17 protein-coding genes are annotated in these 17,391 nt (G+C 65.2%); 11 read left to right on the forward strand and 6 right to left on the reverse strand.

Features of this window, described 5'->3' with window-relative positions:
• Nucleotides 1-58: 58 nt before the first annotated feature.
• Entirely contained in the window at nucleotides 59-874 is an 816-nt protein-coding gene (locus tag CFE35_RS00060) for a glucose 1-dehydrogenase (protein ID WP_292926672.1), read from the reverse strand.
• 178 nt (nucleotides 875-1,052) lie between these two features.
• On the opposite strand from CFE35_RS00060, the gene CFE35_RS00065 reads away from it, so the two are divergent.
• Nucleotides 1,053-2,174, forward strand: a complete 1,122-nt coding sequence (locus CFE35_RS00065; RefSeq protein ID WP_292926674.1) for a hypothetical protein — start codon at nucleotides 1,053-1,055, stop codon at nucleotides 2,172-2,174.
• A 15-nt stretch (nucleotides 2,175-2,189) separates the two neighbouring features.
• Here the strand turns inward: CFE35_RS00065 and CFE35_RS00070 are convergent, their stop codons facing one another.
• Complete coding sequence (locus tag CFE35_RS00070) at nucleotides 2,190-3,242, reverse strand: NAD-dependent epimerase/dehydratase family protein (protein ID WP_292926676.1); 1,053 nt, start codon at nucleotides 3,240-3,242, stop codon at nucleotides 2,190-2,192.
• 254 nt (nucleotides 3,243-3,496) lie between these two features.
• Here CFE35_RS00070 and CFE35_RS00075 point away from each other — a divergent pair, with 254 nt between their 5' ends.
• The 4 genes from CFE35_RS00075 (at nucleotide 3,497) to CFE35_RS00090 (ending at nucleotide 6,678) form a co-directional block, all read left to right on the forward strand.
• Entirely contained in the window at nucleotides 3,497-4,210 is a 714-nt protein-coding gene (locus CFE35_RS00075; RefSeq protein WP_292926678.1) for a GntR family transcriptional regulator, read from the forward strand.
• Between the two features lie 134 nt (nucleotides 4,211-4,344).
• Entirely contained in the window at nucleotides 4,345-5,133 is a 789-nt protein-coding gene (locus CFE35_RS00080) for a helix-turn-helix transcriptional regulator (protein WP_292926680.1), read from the forward strand.
• Nucleotides 5,134-5,221: 88 nt separating this feature from the next.
• Complete coding sequence (locus tag CFE35_RS00085) at nucleotides 5,222-6,292, forward strand: zinc-binding dehydrogenase (RefSeq protein WP_292926682.1); 1,071 nt, start codon at nucleotides 5,222-5,224, stop codon at nucleotides 6,290-6,292.
• The gene (locus tag CFE35_RS00090) at nucleotides 6,289-6,678 is read left to right on the forward strand and encodes a limonene-1,2-epoxide hydrolase family protein (protein ID WP_292926684.1); all 390 of its coding nucleotides are present in this window, start codon (nucleotides 6,289-6,291) and stop codon (nucleotides 6,676-6,678) included. The genes CFE35_RS00085 and CFE35_RS00090 overlap by 4 nt, the downstream gene beginning before the upstream one ends.
• On the opposite strand, the gene CFE35_RS00095 is transcribed toward CFE35_RS00090, so the two are convergent.
• Nucleotides 6,675-7,094, reverse strand: a complete 420-nt coding sequence (locus tag CFE35_RS00095) for a hypothetical protein (protein ID WP_292926686.1) — start codon at nucleotides 7,092-7,094, stop codon at nucleotides 6,675-6,677. The genes CFE35_RS00090 and CFE35_RS00095 overlap by 4 nt on opposite strands.
• Nucleotides 7,091-8,113 carry a phosphotransferase family protein gene (locus CFE35_RS00100; RefSeq protein WP_292926688.1) on the reverse strand — a complete coding sequence of 341 codons (1,023 nt, stop codon included), beginning with the start codon at nucleotides 8,111-8,113 and terminating at the stop codon, nucleotides 7,091-7,093. Before CFE35_RS00100 ends, CFE35_RS00095 begins: the two co-directional genes overlap by 4 nt.
• A gap of 366 nt (nucleotides 8,114-8,479) precedes the next feature.
• Between CFE35_RS00100 and CFE35_RS00105 the strand changes: the two genes are divergently transcribed.
• The 6 genes from CFE35_RS00105 to CFE35_RS00130 are packed head-to-tail and all read left to right on the forward strand — an operon-like array spanning nucleotide 8,480 to nucleotide 16,150.
• Nucleotides 8,480-10,027 carry a hypothetical protein gene (locus tag CFE35_RS00105; RefSeq protein ID WP_292926690.1) on the forward strand — a complete coding sequence of 516 codons (1,548 nt, stop codon included), beginning with the start codon at nucleotides 8,480-8,482 and terminating at the stop codon, nucleotides 10,025-10,027.
• Nucleotides 10,024-10,524 (forward strand): biotin/lipoyl-containing protein, encoded by a 501-nt coding sequence (locus tag CFE35_RS00110; protein WP_292926692.1) that lies wholly within the window; start codon nucleotides 10,024-10,026, stop codon nucleotides 10,522-10,524. The genes CFE35_RS00105 and CFE35_RS00110 overlap by 4 nt, the downstream gene beginning before the upstream one ends.
• A 5-nt stretch (nucleotides 10,525-10,529) precedes the next feature.
• Nucleotides 10,530-11,897, forward strand: coding sequence for an acetyl-CoA carboxylase biotin carboxylase subunit (locus CFE35_RS00115; RefSeq protein ID WP_292926694.1), 1,368 nt, complete (start codon nucleotides 10,530-10,532; stop codon nucleotides 11,895-11,897).
• Nucleotides 11,898-11,901: 4 nt separating this feature from the next.
• A complete protein-coding gene (locus CFE35_RS00120; RefSeq protein ID WP_292926696.1) occupies nucleotides 11,902-13,359 on the forward strand; it encodes a pyruvate carboxylase in 1,458 nt (485 codons plus the stop codon).
• Nucleotides 13,360-13,379: 20 nt separating this feature from the next.
• A complete protein-coding gene (locus CFE35_RS00125) occupies nucleotides 13,380-14,930 on the forward strand; it encodes an AMP-binding protein (protein WP_292926698.1) in 1,551 nt (516 codons plus the stop codon).
• A complete protein-coding gene (locus CFE35_RS00130) occupies nucleotides 14,930-16,150 on the forward strand; it encodes a thiolase family protein (RefSeq protein ID WP_292926700.1) in 1,221 nt (406 codons plus the stop codon). The genes CFE35_RS00125 and CFE35_RS00130 overlap by 1 nt, the downstream gene beginning before the upstream one ends.
• Here CFE35_RS00130 and CFE35_RS00135 read toward each other — a convergent pair.
• The gene (locus CFE35_RS00135) at nucleotides 16,147-16,566 is read right to left on the reverse strand and encodes a GFA family protein (RefSeq protein WP_292926702.1); all 420 of its coding nucleotides are present in this window, start codon (nucleotides 16,564-16,566) and stop codon (nucleotides 16,147-16,149) included. The genes CFE35_RS00130 and CFE35_RS00135 overlap by 4 nt on opposite strands.
• Nucleotides 16,567-16,574: 8 nt before the next feature.
• Nucleotides 16,575-17,351 (reverse strand): 5'/3'-nucleotidase SurE, encoded by a 777-nt coding sequence (surE, locus tag CFE35_RS00140; protein WP_292926704.1) that lies wholly within the window; start codon nucleotides 17,349-17,351, stop codon nucleotides 16,575-16,577.
• Nucleotides 17,352-17,391 lie beyond the last annotated feature (40 nt).

Genomic DNA, 17,391 nt, shown 5'->3' on the forward strand with positions numbered 1-17,391 from the left:
CGGAGTACCCGATAAGAAGGCGCAGCGAGCCGCCCGCCCGTGTGCTTGCTCCCGCGCATCAGCGGCGGATGGCCGTTTCGGCTTCATCCAGATGGCTCTTTCCAGCCAGGATCCGGGTGAAGTTGGGCTGCCCGCTATGCGCGGTCATGCCGCCATCGATGACGAGGTTGTGTCCGGTGATGTAGCTCGCATCGCAAGACGCGAGGAAAGCGATGCCGGCGGCCACTTCGGCCGGAGCGGCCGCGCGCCCCAGCATGATGCATTCGCCGTAGCCCGCCATGATTTCGGCGTTCCCTGTCAGGCCAACCGCCAGCGGAGTTGCGGTGAGGCCGGGGCTGACGCAGTTGACGCGCACCCGCGGCGCATGATCGACCGCCATCGAGCGCGTCAGATTGATCACCGCCGCCTTCGCCGCGCTGTAGGCGGCAAAGCTGTGATCGCCGAGCATCCCGGCAATCGAGGCGACGTTCACGATCGTGCCGCTGCTGCGGGTGAGATGCGGGATCGCGGTGCGGCTGGCCATGAACACGGCATCCACGTCGATCGTCATCACTTCGCGCCAGTGGGCGAGGTCGATGTCCGTCACGCGGCCAAAGGAGCCCATCCCGGCGTTGTTGACCAGAATGTCGAGCTGGCCGAACCGCGCGGCCAGGTCGGTGACCATCTGCTCGACCGCGCCGAGGTCCATCATGTCGGTCAGGTGGCCGTGCGCACGGTCAGTGCCAAGCTCCGCGATCAGCCGGTCGACCGCATCGCCGCGGATGTCGCAGATCACGACTGTCGCGCCTTCGCTATGCAGACGCCGCACAGTCGCTTCGCCGATGCCTGAAGCACCGCCTGTCACGATGGCAACCTTGTCTGCAAACCGGCCCACTCGAACGCTCTCCCAATTGGCGCTTCTGCGTTGGTGGACCTCTCTCGTTTGTCGGGCCTGATTGGTAAATGGACGGGTTTCCGTCGCTTGGTCGTGGCAAGGGCGGGGGTAGGGTCGGCAATGGTGCGGAGGGTCTGCGCGTCCCCGCTTGCGCGAAATTCAAGTCCGGAGAGACCGAATGCTGATCAAGTTTGACGATTACCCGATCCACCAGACCGCCGAACCGCTGTCGTATCTCTTCTCCAGCGAGCGCAACATGTATGCGCGCTATTGGCACAACGGCTATGATTTCAATGGAGAATTCTACATCGGCGTAGCCTTCGCCGCCTACCCCAACCGTGAAGTGATGGATGGTTCGGTCTCGATCGTGCGCAAGGACGGCTCGCAGGACAGCTTCCACGCTTCGCGCCACCTGACCGGCGACCGCACCGATCTGTTTGCGGGGCCGATGCGCCACGAAATCGTCGAGCCGATGCGCACGGTGCGCGTGACGGTCGAGCCCAATGACACCGGCTTTGCCTGCGATCTCACCTTCCACGCCACCACCGTGGCGCACGAAGAGCCGGCGGATCACATGAAGCAGAACGTGCGCACCGTCGCGCAGATGAAGCGCTTCAGCCAGTTCGGCCGCTGGGAAGGGTGGGTCGAAGTGAACGGCGAGCGGACGGAAATCAGCGCGAAGACGACCTATGGCACCAAGGACCGCTCGTGGGGCTGGCGCTGGACCGGCGAGACTGAAAAGGGCGTCTCACGCGATATGCCGAGCCAGTTCTTCTGGCTCTGGGCGCCGATCCACTGGGAAGACCGCTGCACGCACTGGGGCCAGCACGAATACGAGGACGGCAAACGCTGGAAGGAATTTGCCCAGATTTTCAAAACGTTCGATATGAAAAGCGGGTTTGACGAGCTCGATGAGGAGCAAGTCACGGCGGCCATTTGCGGCACGCACCGCCTTGAATTTCACAAGGGCAGCCGGGTGATCAAGCGAGCAGAGATCGACACGACCTATCCCGATGGCCGGACCGAGACGTTCGTGCTCGAGCCGCTGCTGCGCTACCACATGTGCGGCACTGGCTATAACAACCCCGAGTGGGGCCACGGCTTCTACAAGGGCAAGGAAGCCTGGGGGCTGGAAAGCTGGAACATCAACGAGATCGACATCAACGCCCCGCAGTTCATGCATATGCAACAAGTCGTGCGCGCCACGTGCGGGGACAAGGTCGGCGTCGGCGCGCTGGAGCAGTACATCGTCGGGCCGCACACGCGCTACGGGATGAAGGGCTTCCTCGATCCGCTGTGACGGCGGAGGCCCCCGTTACATGTTCTCCAGCGTATCAAGCTGGCTGCGCAGCACGGTCCGAGCGGGGCCTTGCTGCGCAGCGATGCCGCCGCGCCGGGCGACTTCGGCGAGGATCTCGTCATCCGGGGCAAAGTCGTACTCGTAGGTTTCGCGGCCGCCGCTGCGGAACCACGCGTAGGAATCGGCGAGGCCTTCGGCGAGCGAGAACTTTGGTTCCCAGCCCAGTTCGGCGCGGGTGCGCGCGATGGAGAACACCATGCTGCCCCGGCTCGCCTCGAGCCAGTGGACGATGGGCGAACGCATATGCGCGGGCAGGTCGTCCGGCATGGTGATGATTTCGGGCTCGACGCCGACCGCCTGCGCCATCAGGCGCAAATAGTTGACGATGCTCGAAAACTGCTTGCCCGCCACGTTGTAGACTTGCCCTGCGGCATGGGGCTTGCCCAGCACGGCGACCAGCGCGCGCGCGGCATCGCGGGTGTGGACGATGTGGACCATGGCCTCGGTCTTGCCCGCGATGAGGAGCGGGCGGCCGAGTTCAAGGCGCCTGAACGTGCCGGGTTCGCGCGTTACTGCCGGGCTCATGGGGCCGCAAGTATGCGCGACGCGCAGCGTGGTGACCGGGAAGCCGTTTTCGGCATGCTCGCGCGCCAACCGCTCCTCGCACTGCACTTTGGCGGCGGCATAAGCGCCGTAGAGGGCGGTTACAGCATCGCGGCCGAGCGGCGCGGTTTCCTCGACCGGCTGTGCCAGCGCCATTTCGTAGACCGCGATCGAACTCGTGAAGATGAAATGCTGCACCCGGCCGCGAAACAGCGCGATCATCGGTTCGAGGTGTTCGGGGGTGTAGGATGTGTTGTCGAACACCGCGTCGAAGCTGTCACGCAGCGGACCGAGCAGCCGCTCCAGCGTGCCGGGTTCATGCCGCTGCCCGTGCAGGCGCACGACGCCCGGGGGGAGGGGCGCTTCATGGCTGTTGAGTACGGTGACCTCGTGCCCCTGTTCTACCAGTTCGTGGACGAGTTGCAGGCCGATGTAGCGGTTGCCGCCCATGACGAGTACTTTCAACACCTTGCTCCCTTGCGTGCACTGGGCCGGGCGGATCGGTACGCGCGTCATCGGGGCCAGCATGGGGCGGCTTTCCACAATGGGGGAGGGATGGCGACTGACGAATTCCTGTCAGTGGCCGGGCTTGCGGATCGGGAGAATACAATTCAGCATGGGAGGCCTGCGCAAACCGCCTGCTATGCAGGCGCTGGGCTGGCTCATTCCAATCAGGAAGCGCACGACCAAGGCGCGAGATTTCAGCAGGGGCCAGGATATTGATAGACGTTGAAGACGGCGCATCTGTCACCGAAAACGCAGCCGACAGCGCGCCCCGCGATACCATCCAGCGCCTTGCGGAGGGGCTGATATACTGCATCCGATCGGGCCAGATGGTGCCGGGTCAGCACCTTGTCGAAGGCGATCTGACGCGCCGGTTCGGGGTCAGCCGGGGGTCTTTGCGCGAAGGGCTGAAGCATCTGGCTGCAGACGGGATCGTCACGCTCACCCGGTTTCGCGGAGCCTTCATTTCCGCGCTGGACCGCCAAGCGGTCCACGACTTGCTCGATGTGCTGGAGCCGCTCTGTTCGCTGGCGGCGCGTCTGGCGGCGAAGGCAGGCGGAACGCCCGGTCAGCTGGATGGTCTGCGCGCAATTGCGCATGAGCTCAACCGGCCCGGCCAGGGATCGCAGATCGCGGTCTATCTGGAGAACCGGCGGCGTTTCTATGACTTGCTGATCGCCTTGGGGAAGAACAGCGAACTCGCCCGGGTCATTCCGCTGTCCCGCACCGACCTGTTTCGCGCGCAGTTCGACAAAGTCCAGACGCGCGAGCAGCAGCGGCGGCATGCTGGCGGCTATGCCAAATTGGCCGAGGCGGTTATCGCGCGCGATCCTGCACGCGCTGAACGGGCGGTGCGCAAGCATTTCGAGGGCACCCGGCTGACCGTGGATGCCTTGCCTGCCGATGTCTTCACGGCCAGCTACGCCTGACCTCGGATCGGCTGTCCTCCAGTCTCCGGGTTCGATTGTAGAATGTAATTGTTTGACGAAATCGCCTGTTTGCCTAAGATTGCCGACACAAGATGATCGCCCGATTCAATCGGGTCGGCGTTAGGAGAGAGCCGATGCAAGCGATTCAGGACATTGCTGGCCGAGACATTGCAGGCCGGGACATTGCGGGACTGACGGACCAGATCGTCGCCGATTGCGGGCTCGACACCGCGTCGGTGTTCTTCGTGGAGGACTGCGGCGAGCAGGCCCGGCTTTCCTACATTCACCACCATGGCGTGACCGATCAGGCGCAGCATATCTATGCGGCCGGAGGGGTCTTCAAGGCCGATCCCTTTGCCCGCACCAGCGGCCGCCGGGCCGAGTTCATCCGCTGGGGCGATCCGCGCATCGATGCGCTGGCCGAGGATTCGGGCGACTACCGGACGTTCCTTGCGCAGCACGCGATCGACGTGGTGGGCGCGCTGTCCTTGCGTGTCACGTCGAGGCTCTCGCTTGTCATCGGCACGCATTGCACCCGGCGCGGGGTTGGCAAGGCCGGCGTGCCCATCGGCCTGCTCGAGCGCCGCCTGCACGGGCTGGCGGACCTGGTGGTCGACAAGCTGCTGGATGATCTGTTCGACCAGCCGTTCGGGCAGATGGCCTTGCACGCTGTCCTGCCATGTGCCCGGGGCATCCTGCAGCCCGGCGCGTCCTTGGGCGGACAGAACGGCGACATCGTGCTTTCGCCGCGCGAAAGCCAGATTGCGGCGCTGATCTGCGAGGGCAAGCAGAACAAGCAGGTGGCCTACCAGTTGGCACTTTCCGAGTTCACGGTTGAAAACCACCTGCGCCGGATTTACCGCAAGCTTGGCATTCACAGCCGTGCCGCGCTGGTGGCGCGGATTTCGCGGCAGCTTCACTGAACGTCCAATTAGCGGAAACCTGTCTGTTTCGGCGGCCGCCGCGAAGGCCCACTCTGCCCGCTGATACGCTTTGGCGAGAGGATGAGGCATGAAGGCGGCGGTACTGAACGCGGGCACCCTGACGATCGAGGACGTGCCCGAGCCAACACCCCGCGCAGGCGAGGTCGTCGTCAAGCCGCTCGCGTGCGGCATCTGCGGCAGCGACCTGCACGCCAAGGATCACGCCGGCCACTTGTGCGATCTGCTCCACCGCGCGGGCTTTGAGGGGTTCATGGACCCGGCCAGGCCGGTGATCATGGGGCACGAATTCTGCGCCGAAGTGCTGGAGAGCGGGGGCGGGCTGAAGGCGGGTGATCGCATTGTTTCGCCGCCTTTCCTGACCGGGCCGGAAGGGATCGTGCTCATCGGCTATTCCAATTCCTATCCCGGCGCGTTTGCCGAACGCATGCTGGTTTCGCAGGCGGCTTGCCTGAAAGTGCCCGATGACGTGCCGACCGACATCGCCGCGCTGACCGAGCCGCTGGCGGTGGCGGTCCATGCCGTGGCCGAAGGCGGGGTCGATGCCGATGCGGCCTATGCGGTGTTTGGCTGCGGGCCAGTGGGCCTCTTCGTCATTTCGCGGCTCAAGGCGCTGGGGCTTGGCCCCGTGCTGGCCGTGGAGCCCAATCCCGCGCGCGCGCAGATGGCCGAGACGATGGGGGCCGATGCCGTGGTGATGCCGGGCGAGGACGCAACCGGCGCATGGTGGAATGATCTGGGCCTGCCGCAGGGCCTTTCCGCTGCGATGGCGGTCGATCCGGCCCTGCGCAAACGCAGCCGCGCGGTGCTGTTCGAATGCGTCGGCAAGCCGGGCATGCTCATGGCGCTCGCGCGGCAGGCTCCCGTCGGCGCTACGATCGTGGTGGTGGGCGTCTGCATGGAGCTCGACGGGCTGGAGCCGGCGTTCCTGATCCAGAAGGGCATCACGCTCAAGTTCGTGTTCGCCTATTCGGGCGACGAATTTGCCGATGCGTTTCGCATGATTCTGGACAATCCGGAGCGGCTGGCCCCGCTGGTCACCACGCGCGTTGACCTTGCCGGGATCGACGGTGCCTTTGCCGCACTGACCGGCGGGACGGGCGCGATCAAGGCGTTGGTCAAGCCGGGCTGGGCCGGATGAACGCCGATCCCGCTGGCGTGGTGAAAGCCCTGATCGCGGCTTTCAACCGCCGCGAAGCGGACGGGGTGGCAGCGCTGCTGCATGATGATGTGGTGTGTCACGGCATCCCGCTGGAGCCTGCCCACGGCCGCGCGGCGGCGATGGCAATGCTCGCGCCGTTTCTGGCGGCCGAGGCCATCGACTGGGAAATTCTCGCGCTCGCCGTGGCAGGCCGCAAGGTGCTGACCGAACGGATCGACCGGTTCCGCTTTGCCGGTCAGGATTGGACCGCCGTCAGGGCAGCCGGAATACTCGAAATCAGCGGCGACGGGCGAGTGATCGCGTGGCGTGACTATTTCGACATGCAGGAACTGATGGCTGCCATGCCCGGCGAGCTTTTCGCCTAGAAATTGGCCGATGCTATGCGGCGGTCGGCCACGGTTTGCGCCAGCGCGGTCCAGATATCAGCGAGCAGGGCCTGCGCCGGGCCTGCAGCATCGTCTTCCAGGCGTTCCATCAGATCGGTGATCAGCCCGCGTAGGCGGTCGTTTTCCGCCGTGAGGGCCGAGATGCGCAAGTCCGCGTCATTGCCGCCGGGAAGCGGCGCTGCATACAGCGCAGCGCCGCGCTCCAGCAGCGCGCGAAACGCCCCGTTTTCGCGCACGAGGCGGGCGGCGGCGCCGTCCCATTCCTGCGCCACCATATCGAGCATGGCCGCGCCCATCGCGGCGACATTGGCGCGAAAGCCGGTCAGTTCGGCAAGCAGATCGGTGCGGAGGCGGTGAGCGAGTTCGCCGACCGCGAGAGAGACATCGGGCTTCACAGCTTCCCCATCAGTTCGAGCGCGGACTTGTCTTGCGCATTGCGCAGCCACCATGCGGCATAGGCGTGGATCACTTCGCGGCCTTGCCCGGTCTTCCAGACATGCGCCGATGCGTTCCAGATCGCCTGCGCCTTGACGCAGATGAACAGTTCCCACCACGCCAACGCTTCGGGATCGGCGGTCAGACCGCTTGCTTCCTCCCAGATGCGGATCGCGTCCTCACGCAGGGCGAGACCCGAGCGCAGGTCGTTCTTGCCGAACGAAAACACGCGCGTGATCGACCACGCGAGATCCTCCAGCGGATCGCCACAATGCGCCATTTCCCAATCGAGCACGGCTACGAGATTGCCTGCGTCATCATAGAGGAAGTTGCCCGCGCGGAAGTCGCCGTGGACGAGCGCCAGCTTCTGCGCGACCGGCTGCCAGCGGCGCAGCTTGCGAATGGCCGCCCGGATGATCGGTTCGGGGCCGACATCGTGCTTGTCGAGACTGGCGGCCCAGTAATCGAGTTCCTGCGCGGCGGTGTTCTCGCACGTGGCGGGGCGGGTGAACGAAAGGTCGAGGTCTTCGACGGGGACGGCGGCAAGGCGGCCCATCGCCGTCCACATCTCGCGCGCGATATGGGGCAGGCGGTCCGCCCACGCTGGGTCCTGAAACTGGTATTCGCTGTTGTTATAGCCGCGCAGGTCTTCGGCGAGCGAGATCGCGCCGTCGAAGTGGCTGGCGTCTTCCTCCAGCAGGAGCATCTTCGGCACCGGGATGCCGTGGCCATAGATCGCGCGGTAGGCTTCGTATTCGTGCCGCCGGTCGCTATCGACATTGGAGGCCGGAGGATCGCGCCGCAGGATCACGCGCAGCGATTGCGACCCGGTATCGTCCGTGTAGGACAGATCGAACCGGAAGGTTTCGCGCGAAGCGCCCATCGGCAGCCGGTGCAGCCCCGCTATGGCGATATCCCGCCAGCCTGGCATCTTTTCGGCCAGATAGCCGCATAGCAGCGGCTCTGTGACATCGCGCATTCTCACACCTCTCCCGGTGGCAATTCCAGTCTGCCAAGGTCACCATGCCTGCAAGCGGGCAGACCGGAAGGGACGGAAACCAGTCATGTCCATTCCCTGCCCCGGCGGCGTATTGAAGGAGGCCGGTTTTCGGTACCTTGCCGCGAATCCGGAGCAGGGGGCGGGCCAATGGGAACGTGCTCCAGCCTGTTGCAAAAGACCGTGGTTTAGACCGCATTCCGGTTGGCTCTGGTGAGGCTTGCGGTGTGATTGGCGGCGCAGTTGGGCGGGGAAATGCCAAGTCTGCCTTGTCAAAATCGTCGGACGATATTGACAGATGAGAACGGCATGCGCCACAAGGGCGAGAACACGAGAAGGATGGGGATGATGCCCGGTTACGTTCGGCTGCTGCAGGCCAACAACGCGATCCAGTCGATCGGCGACGACACCTATTGGCTGTGCGTCACGCGCACGGTGCAGGAATCGAAGCTGTTCCCCGTGCCGTCCTACATGTTGCTGTCCTACCTCTGCGCGTTCTACCGCTATCCGGAACTGCTGCGGAAGGTCGAAGCCCGCGTCTCGGCAGAGGAGCTGGGTGACCGCTCGCGCGCGATGGGCGGCAAGATTGGCAATCTCGTTGGCTGGTCGTTCCCCACATTCTACCTGCTCGGGCGCGAGATGCTGATCAACTTCGGCATGCTGGGCGCCGAGGACGCTGCCGAGGACGTGGCCTATGTCATGGACTTCTGGCGCCGCTTCAAACTGGCGCAGCAGCGCGAGGACGGGCATATCAATGCCCGCGAATTCGGCCAGCGCGTCCAGCTCCTGCCGGAGCGCCGCGTGCAGCGCTTCCATGCCGAACTGCACAGCTGCACGGCCGGAGACCGGCTGAACACGGCGGCGCAAACCTTCCTCGCCACGATCTCGCAATACGGCTTTCTGGTTTCGTGCGAGAGCCGCTGCGCGCTCAACAATTCCGGTCCCTATCGTCTGGGAGAGGACCGCGAGATGATCATCCGCGATTTCACCGATCTGGCGGAGGGCGATTATCCCTGGCTGGACGGGGTGGCGGGCGACATTCCCTTTAGCAACCTGACCGTGACGATGGAAGCCACCGGCTGCCACTTCTACCTGATGGACGACTGGGGCAGCTTTGAATCGCGGCCCGAATTCACCGCCGACAAGCTGACCGGCGTGGGGCTCTATACCTCTGACGCCCTTTCCGACGGCTATATCCCGGTCGGCATGGGCAGCGCCGAAGAACTGGCGGACACCTTCGAGGATCTGACCGACCGTATCCGCAAGGCGACCGTGGCGCTGTGGAAGCGCATGGCCGGCTGGTCGCGCGATGAGATGATGGACGCGGGCGCGCTGGTCTATTTCTCGATGGCCAAGGAATTCGCGCATCTCGCCGGGGTCTACGAACACGATGACTGGATGACCATCGACCCGCGCGCGAACCGCTTCCGCAGCCTGTTCAACGACGAGTTCGGGCGTGATTTCCTGGGTGAGATGGTCGGGCTGATTTCGCTCCCCAGCCAGCAGCTCAATCCCTACGTGATGATGCAGCACAACAACAAGGCGGCGCGCTACATCACGCAGGTGCCTTATTCCGTGCTGGACCGCGCAGGCGATGCGCCGACGCTGGGGCCGATCCCCAAGGGCACCAGCCTGTTTCCGGACAAGCAGGACGTCTACACCACCACGGCGGGCCGCCTCACGCTGGCCGAATTCAACGCCCGCGCTGCCGCTTTCCGGCCGGCGCAGATGGCGGATGGCTTGCGCTTCGTGTGCGACACGACCGCCAAGTTCCGCCCCGGCGATGCAGCCGTGGAGCAACTCTATCGGCTGGAACAGGCCGGATCGCCGCTGGAAGGCAAGGGCGTGGGCCTGACCCCGGCGGATATCGAAGCCATCAGGAGCACGCGCGCATGAACGGGTCTGATCCCCTGAAAGATCTAGAGAAACTGGTTGAGGATTTCCGCCTGTCGGGCTTGCGTGAACTCCATGCGCGGGCTGGGGAAATCGAGATCTACCTCTCGCAGGATGCTGACGCTGCCGGCCTCGATGGCCCCAAGATCACCGTCGGCACGGTGGCGGCGCCGGCCGCTATCACGCCTGCCGCTGCAGCAGAGCCGGTGAAACTCAGGCCTGCGCCCACGCCGGTCGCGGCATCGGCTGCGCCTGAAGGCACGAGTGTCGTCTGCGCGCCTTATCTCGGCACCTTCTACCGCGCACCCAAGCCCGGCTCGCCCCATTATGTCGAGATCGGCAGCGAGGTGGATGCCGAGACAGAGGTCTGCCTCGTCGAGGTGATGAAACTGTTCACCGCCGTGCGGGCCGGGGTTGCCGGGACGGTCGAGGCTGTCCTCGCCACTGACGGCGCTCTGGTCGAGGCGGGCCAGCCACTCTTCGCGATCCGGCCGCGCTGATCGCCATGGCCATTTCACGCCTCTTCATTGCCAATCGCGGGGAAATCGCCCTGCGCGTGCTGCGGGCCGCGCAGGCGCTGAACCTTGAAACCGTGGTCGGGGTTTCCGATGCGGACCGCGAAGGCGCTGCCGCTAGGCTCGCCGATCGCAAGCTGGTGCTGGGGCCTGGCCCCGCCGCGAAGAGCTATCTCGATGCCCGGCTCGTGGTGCAGGCCGCGAAGGCGAGCGGCTGCGATGCGCTCCATCCGGGCTATGGTTTCCTCTCCGAACGCGCCGAGCTTGCAAGGCTCTGCGTAGAGCATGGCATCACGTTCGTAGGCCCCGAAGGGGATATGATCGAGGCGCTGGGCGACAAGCTGCGTGCGCGCGAAATGGCCGCTGCCGCCGGCGTGCCGCTGGTGCCCGGAAGCGGCGAGATCGCCTCTGCCGCCGACGCGCGACGCATTGCGGATTCAATTGGCTATCCCGTCCTGCTCAAGGCGGCGGCGGGCGGCGGCGGGCGGGGCATGGTCATCGTGCGCGATGCGTCCGAGGTGGAGGCGGGGTTCCAGACTGCAAGCGCCGAAGCGCTGGCCGCGTTCAACGACGGCACGCTGTTCATGGAGCGGTTCGTGCCGCAGGCGCGCCATGTCGAAGTGCAGCTCATGGGCGACGGCAAGGGCGAGGTGGTTCATTTCGGCGAACGCGATTGCTCGGTGCAGCGCCGCTACCAGAAGGTGATCGAGGAAGCGCCCTGCGTGGTGATGCCTGCGGCCTTGCGGACGCAGCTTCACACATCAGCGGTCAATCTGGCGAAGAGCGTGAACTACCGCAACGCGGGCACGGCCGAGTTCCTCTACGACGTGCTGCGCGGCGAGATCTATTTCATCGAGGTCAATGCCCGCATCCAGGTGGAGCACCCCGTCACCGAAATGGTCACGGGCCGCGATCTGGTGCAGGAACAGCTGCGGATTGCCGGAGGGCAGGGGCTTTCGGTGCGGCAGGAAGACGTGGTCCTGTCCGGCCACGCCATTGAATGCCGCATCAATGCCGAAGACCCGGCGCGCGATTTCGTGCCCGTGCCCGGCACGATCACCCGCTGGCGCCCGCCGGAGGGCGAGGGCATCCGGCTCGACACCCATATCAGCGAAGGCGCTTCGATCCCGCCGTTTTATGACAGCATGATCGGCAAGCTGATCGTCCACGCTGACACACGCGAGCACGCCATCGACCGGCTCACCGGGGCGCTGGACAGCTTCGAGGTCGAAGGCGTGCCGACCACCATTCCGCTTCACCGCCAGATTCTGCGCGAGGAAGCCTTCCGGAACAACAAGATCCACACGCGCTGGCTGGAACAGGACTTGTTCACAGCCCAGCGCATGGCGGCGGAGTAGGCGCATGGCCCATATTCAGTTCCTCGACGAAACGCTGCGCGATGGCCAGCAAAGCCTGTGGGGTATGCGCATGCAGGCCGGCATGGCGTTGCCGGTCACGCCGATCATCGACCAGACCGGCTACAGCACCATCAGCCTTGCCGGTTCCTCGCTGTTCGAAGTGCTGATCCGCCACTGCCAGGAAGACCCGTGGGCGGGGCTGGACCTGCTGACAAAGTCCATGCCGAACACACCGCTGCGCGCGGGCTGCCGCTCCAATGGCTCGGTCACGTTCGGTCACACGCCCGAGGCGCTGATGGACATCTGGGTGGATCGGCTCTGCGTGCACGGCTTGCGCAGCTTCTGGATCTACGACGTGCTGTTCAACATCGAACAGATGCACCGCCTTGCCAAGATCGCGAAGGGGCATGGTTCCAAGGTTGCGGGCACGATGCTGTTCACGCTCTCGCCGGTGCACGATGATGCCTTCTGGGCGGACAAGGCGGACAAGCTCTCCGCGCTCGACGAAGTGGACAGCTTGCTGCTCTATGATACTGGCGGCGTGCTCGACCGTGACCGCATCTCGACCTTGGTTCCGGCGATCAAGGCGAATGCGCGCGGCAAGCCCATCGAGCTGCATTCGAATAACATGCTCGCCCAATCGGCCAAGGCTTATTGCGATGCGGTCGAGTTTGGCGTCACCGTGCTGCACACCGCCGCGCGGTCCATGGCCAATGGCCCTTCGATCCCGTCGATCGACATCATGGTCAAGAACATGGAAGCGCTGGGCCATACGCACAACATCGATACGTCGAAACTGAAGCCGGTGTCCGATCACTTCCGCAGCGTGGCCAAGGCTGCGGGCTATCTGCACGATCAGCACTACGAATACGACGTGACTTCGCTCACCACCCAGATTCCGGGCGGGATGATGGGCACGCTGCGCAACCAGCTGATCCAGCAGAACATGCTCGACAAGCTGCCCGAGGTGCTCGACGAAGTCGCGCTGGTGCGGCGCGAGCTGGGCTATCCCGGCATGGCGACGCCCTTCGCGCAGCTGGTCGGCACGGTCGCCGTGCTCAATATCGTGACGGGCAAGCGCTATTCGGCGGTGCCGGACGAAGTGATCCAGTATGCCGCTGGCTATTATGGCCAGCCGCCCGCGCCGATTAACGGCGAGGCGATGGACCGGATCATGTCTGCCCCGCGCGCCAAGGAAATCCTCGCAACGCCGCCCGAGCAGCCTGACCGCGCCGAACTCCACCGCCGCCACGGCACGCATGGTGACGACGACGAACTGCTGCTGCGCGCGCTCGTTCCGGGCTCGGATATCGACCGGATGCGGGCGGCCGGGCCAATCCGGATGGATTTCCCGACGCTGTCCTCGACCGAACTGGATCAGGTCGCGCGGCTCATGCGCATGGCGAGCCTGCCGCTCGTGCAGATGCGGTCGGAAAATCTCGAACTCACGATGCGGCGATAGGGGGCGGCGGGGATCCAGCCATGCGCATGATCGATTTCTTCGACCGAGGTGCGCGCATCGCGCATGACCGGCCCTGCATGATCGAAGGCACCGCGGTCCGCACCTATGACGAAGTGCGCCGCCGCAGCGATGCTATTGCGCGCGGTCTGATCGCCGACGGTTTTCCCGCAGGCGGCCACGCAGCCGTGCTCAGCGGCAATTGCGCGCTGGCGTTCGAGGCGATCCTCGGCGCGCTGCGGGCGGACGGCGTCTGGGTCATGGCCAACAACCGCGCGGCGGTGGGCGAGAATGCCTATCTGCTCGATCTGCTCGATGTCGATACGCTGATCATCCATTCGGAACTGGCCGACCGCATCGCCACATTCCGCACCGAATGCCCGCACATCCGGCGCTATATCGCGCTCGACCAGGCCTTTCCCGAAGCCGATGTGTGGCTTGGCGATCTGATGGTGGAGGGTGACGCGCCCGTGCCGCAGCGCCGCGAAGGGCATGTCGATGAACTGGCCTTCCTCGGCAATACTGGCGGCACGACCGGTCGATCCAAAGGCGTGATGCTTTCGAACGGCAACTGGCAGGCACTGGTCTCCAGCCTCGTCGCCTCGATGCCGATGAAGACGCCGCCGGTGAACCTCGTCGCCGCGCCGATGACCCATGCGGCCGGGCCGCTTGCGCTGGCCAGCATGGCGCTCGGCGGATCGGTGGTCGTCCTGCCGAAGTTCGATGCGGGTGATGTGATCGACGCCATCGAGCGCGAGCGCGTCACGTACATGTTCCTGCCGCCCACGGCGGTCTACATGCTGCTCGCCCATCCGCGCGTACGGGAAGCCGATCTCTCAAGCCTCGAATACATCTCTTATGCCGGCGCGCCGATGTCGCTCGACCGGCTCAAGGAAGCGATCGACGTGATGGGGCCAGTGATGAACGCCAGCTTCGGTCAGACCGAAGCGCCGATGTGCGTGACAGCCATGCCGCCGCATGAACACCTGAATGCTGCGGGCGAACTCGCGCATCCCGGCAGCTGCGGCCGCGCGAACCTGCTCTCCATCGTCGAGATCATGGACGACGAGGGCAACATCCTACCTCCCGGTGTGCGCGGCGAAATCGTGGTACGCGGGCCGCTGGTGATGAAGGGGTATTACAAGAACCCTGAAGCAACCGCCGAGGTTTCGACCTTCGGCTGGCACCACACCGGCGATATCGGCGTGCGCGACGAGGACGGCTGGTTCTATGTGGTGGACCGCAAGAAGGACATGATCATCTCGGGCGGGTTCAATATCTATCCCGCCGAAGTCGAGCAGGCGCTGATGGCCTGGCCGGAAGTGCAGGACTGCGCGGTGATCGGCGTGCCCGACGAGAAGTGGGGCGAGGCGGTGATTGCGGTGGTCGAACCGCGCGCCGGGGGCACGGTCGATATCGAAGCACTGCTGGCTTCGGCACGCGAGCGGCTCGGGCCGGTCAAGACGCCCAAGTCGGTGGAGATCATGGAGAGCCTGCCGCGCTCCAATGCGGGCAAGGTCTTGCGCGCCGAATTGCGCAAGGCGCGGTGGAACGCGGCCGGAAGGACGATCTGATGCGCGACGCCGTGATCCTTGGCGTGGGCATGACGCCCTTCGGCCGGCACCTCGACAAGAGCCACGAAGAGCTGACGCAAATGGCGGTGCGCCTTGCGCTCGCCGATGCGGGGATCGAAGGCGGGCGGATCGACATGGCGGTCTATGCCAATGTCATCCAGGGCTTTTTCGCGGGCGAAATGTCGATCCCCGGCGAATACGCGCTGCGCCCGCTTGGCATCAGCGGCGTGCGGGGTTTCCATGTCGAGCAGGCCTGCGCCAGTTCGACCGTGGGGCTGCATCTGGCGATTGATTACGTGCGGATGGGCCTCGCCGATGTGGCGCTCGTGGTCGGCGTGGAGAAGCTTTACAGCGACGACCGGGCCAAGCGGTTTGCCGTGTTCCAGCAGCCGCGCGATCTGGTCGAGGCGCGCGCCTATATCGCAAAGACGGCGCACCTTCTCCAGCCGGTGCCCGAAGGCAGGCAGAGCGAAAGCCCCAACGTGCTGATGGAAGCCTATGCGGCGCAGGCGCGGCTGCACATGGCGACCTATGGCACGACGCAGGCGCAGATCGCGGCCGTTGCGGCCAAGGATCACACCCACTCGCAGTGGAACCCGCTTTCGCAATACCGCGAGGCGATGACGGCCGAACAGATCCTCGCCGCGCCGCAAGTGGCCTGGCCGCTGACCAATCCGATGTGCGCGCCGATCAGCGACGGCGCGTCTGCCGCCATCGTGTGCAGCGCGGACCTCGCGCGGCAATTGGGCGGCCATGCCATCCGCGTGCTCGCGGCGGAAAACCGCACCGGCACGGACCGCGCGCCGGACGACTATGCCCGCCACGTGACCCGGCGGGTTTCGGCAATCGCCTACGAAAAGGCGGGGCTGGGGCCGCAGGATATGCACTTGGCCGAAGTCCACGATGCCAGTTCGATCGGCGAGATCATCCAGACCGAAGCGCTGGGGCTTGTCGGCCCGGGCGAGGCTGGCCCTGCCGCTGAACGCGGTGAGACGGCGCTCGGCGGGCGCATTCCGGTCAACACTTCGGGCGGCCTCGTCTCCAAGGGCCATCCGCTCGCTGCCACCGGGCTAGGGCAGATCCATGAGCTCGTGACGCAATTGCGCGGCAGTGCGGGGGCACGGCAAGTCGAAGGCGCGCGCGTGGCCGTGGCCGAAAACTCGGGCGGTTTCATCGGGGTCGAGGACGGCATGTCCGCCGTCACCATTCTCGCGCGCTAGGTCGCGTCGGTATATCCTGCCGGGCTGTGGAGCGCAGCGGCATCCAAAGCGATCCAGTCGAGCTTGGTACGTTCGTAGAGCGAGTGCACCGCGACCCCGGTCAACGGCGTCTCGAACGTGCCCAGCGCAATGCCGATCAGTTCGGGATGATCGTCGATCGTCCAGAACACCGTCGAGCCGCAGGTCTGGCAGAAGTAGGAGCGGAAGGTTCCGCCCGCTTCGGGGGTGCGGGCGTATTCGCGTGGATCACCCAGCACTTCGGCGGCGGCCCGGTCGAAATATGCCCCCGCGCCAAACGCCCCGCCGCTGCGGCGCTGGCAGGCGCGGCAGTGGCAGGCGATGATGAACTGCGCCTCGGCATGGGTTTCCACGCCCAGCGCACCGCAGGAACAGCGGGCCTGGTTGGCGGTGTGCATCGGCGGGGTCACGCCTGACCGAACAGCGCCTCGAGCTTTGTCATCGCCGGGTGGCAGGTCATTTCGAGCTGCATTGGCGTGATTGACACTTCCTTGTCGAGCATGGCCTGAAGGTCATTGCCCGGTGCGTGGCCGCCGTCGGGCAGCATGATCTTGATCCAGTAATACGGCACATGGCGCACATCGACGCGGCGTTCGGGAATGAACGCACCCGGCGGGCGCTGGCCTTGCGTGGTGACGCGCATCCCTGTGACTTCACCGGCGGGGCAGCCCGGGAAGTTGACGTTGACGAACAGGCCCGGCGTCCATTCGAGTTGCAGCAGCTTTTCGATGACCGGGCCTGCATACATTTCCGCCGTGTCCCACTGCACCGCGGCCGGTGGCCGGAAGAACTGGCTGAGCGCGATGGCGGGAATGCCGAGCAGCGCACCTTCCATGGCGGCGGCGGCCGTGCCCGAATAGGTGATATCTTCGGCGAGGTTGGGGCCGCGGTTGATGCCTGAAATCAGGATATCGGGCCGCTTGCCCTCGATCAGCTCGTAGATCGCCAGCAACGCGCAGTCGGTCGGCGTGCCCTTGATCGCGAAGTGGCGCTCATCGCGCTGGCGGACGCGAATCGGCTGCGTCGTCGCGAGCGAGTGGCCCGCGCCGGAGCGTTCCTCGTCGGGCGCGACGACCCAGATATCGTCGGTGAAGCGGCGGACAATGCTTTCCAGCATGACAAGGCCGGGGGCATCGATGCCGTCGTCGTTGACCAGCAGGACACGCGGGTTGGCTACTGGCATTGCTTGGCACTCCGTTCAGGATCAGGGTCTGATCAAGGCG

Source organism: Novosphingobium sp. PASSN1 (assembly GCF_002278815.1).